Source organism: Pseudomonas sp. SDT291_1_S447 (assembly GCF_054070155.1).
This window is the reverse complement of record NZ_JBSVXS010000257.1, coordinates 1-1,535: the sequence shown is the minus strand read 5'-3', so window position 1 is coordinate 1,535 and position 1,535 is coordinate 1. Positions and strand designations below refer to the sequence as shown.

Below are 1,535 nucleotides of genomic sequence, written 5' to 3'. Positions count from 1 at the left end.
TGCCATCGCCAACAGCGCGGCGCAGGCGCTCGTTTTCAGTGAGTGCATCGGTCAAATCCTTGGTGTTTCGTTGGTCAATCGCATCCCGCTCAGCGAGCATTTCGCCGCTGATTCGGGCCGCTTCACGCAGGCCGTTCGCTTCCCATTGCGCGCTGTCGCGCTCGCGCCTGGCGTCGTCGCGCTGATCGGTTACCCGATCGAACGCCACCCACACCAGCAGGGCCACCAGCAGCACGAAAGGCGCCAGGCGCAACGGGGAAAGGCTCATCGCAGGCACAGCTCCATTTCAGCCAGCCGGCGGTTGTGCAGGCCTTGAACGAAGCGCTTGCGGCCTTGGGCGTCGGTCACGTACGCCCATACCGGTGTCTTGCCGTCCGATGCCCAGGCCAACGCCCTGCAGCCGTCAGCAATGCGGCCGGCGTTGATCAACGCCACCGCCCGACTGGCGCAAGTGCTGGGCACACCGACGTTGTGGCCATGGCTGGTCAGCGCGTCGAAAGTGTTCTGGCTCACGTCCGGGTTGGTGATGCAGTCGGCCAGCTGCAGCTGGGTTTTGCGGATCACCAGCTGCTCCACCTCCGCGCAACGATCGGGCGACCAGTAGTCACCGACTACCACCGGGAACGGGCTGGTGTGTCGGGTGATGCCCTTGCAGACAGTGGGCAGTCCGCTGGCCAACTTGTCGGCATAAACGGTGTTCTGGCCACGGCCTTCCCAAGTGCCCAGGAAGATCACCAACGGAGCGCTGGCCAGCGCAATCACACCGGCCTGAATCCTGCCGCGCAGGCTCATGGGAACCACGCTCGCAACAGCGCCGGCACGACCATTTGCAGCACGGAAGCGACCACCGTGAGAATGGTCAGCAAGCGCCCGACCTTCGCGCCGATGTCGTTTACCGCGACCGTCAGGGTCTGCTGGCCAGCGTTCAGTTCCGACAGTTGCCCGGCCATGTGTTCGAACCCCTGTTCCAACTTGGTTACGCGGGTAGGCACGGTTTCGTGGCGGTCTTCCAACTCGCTCAGTCGGTGTTCAAATACGGCGAATCTCTGCTCCAGCGTTCCGAGGCGTGCGGCGTCAGTCGTCATCAGCGTTTACTCTGCTCAAAGCCCGTCTGGCACGGGACACACCGCGTTTTACCGCCCAGTGCCTGGCGCGCCGGCGGGATCTCGTTCTCGCAGTCCTGGCAATGGGTCAGGCTTGGCCCGACCGGCACAGGCGTCAGCAGCTGGGCCTTGATCGCCTGGTCACGTTGGCGTTGCTCCAGCTCCTGGGCGCGGTCGAACCAGTCCACCATTAACGGATCCCCTCGATCTCGGTAGCGTCGAGGTACGGAACGCCGTTGATGTGAATGAAGTCCGGACTGGTCACGTCAAACGGCACCTTGTGCTTGGTCTTCTCGCCGCCTTTTGGATCGATCGACAACAAGCTGGAAATCTTCACCTTGCAGCCGAAGGCTTCCACGCGCAGTTCCTCGTCTTCGCCGGCCTTGGCGAAGAACACTGCGTCAAACGGCTTGAGCTTGCGGAAGCTGCCCG

General features: G+C 63.2%; 4 protein-coding genes and 1 pseudogene. All 5 read right to left on the bottom strand.

What is annotated here, in order from left to right:
• Positions 1 to 268: pseudogene (locus ACW9IR_RS29350) on the bottom strand (lysis protein); the annotation flags it as partial.
• Complete coding sequence (locus ACW9IR_RS29345) at positions 265 to 792, bottom strand: lysozyme (protein ID WP_457466098.1); 528 nt, start codon at positions 790 to 792, stop codon at positions 265 to 267. The gene ACW9IR_RS29345 and the pseudogene ACW9IR_RS29350, both read right to left, overlap by 4 nt.
• On the bottom strand, positions 789 to 1,085 hold the full coding sequence (locus tag ACW9IR_RS29340) for a hypothetical protein (protein WP_457466096.1): 297 nt from the start codon (positions 1,083 to 1,085) through the stop codon (positions 789 to 791). Before ACW9IR_RS29340 ends, ACW9IR_RS29345 begins: the two co-directional genes overlap by 4 nt.
• On the bottom strand, positions 1,085 to 1,294 hold the full coding sequence (locus ACW9IR_RS29335; RefSeq protein ID WP_457466094.1) for a TraR/DksA family transcriptional regulator: 210 nt from the start codon (positions 1,292 to 1,294) through the stop codon (positions 1,085 to 1,087). Before ACW9IR_RS29335 ends, ACW9IR_RS29340 begins: the two co-directional genes overlap by 1 nt.
• On the bottom strand, positions 1,294 to 1,535 hold a 242-nt coding region (locus ACW9IR_RS29330), incomplete at its 5' end, for a phage protein (RefSeq protein WP_457466093.1). The genes ACW9IR_RS29330 and ACW9IR_RS29335, both read right to left, overlap by 1 nt.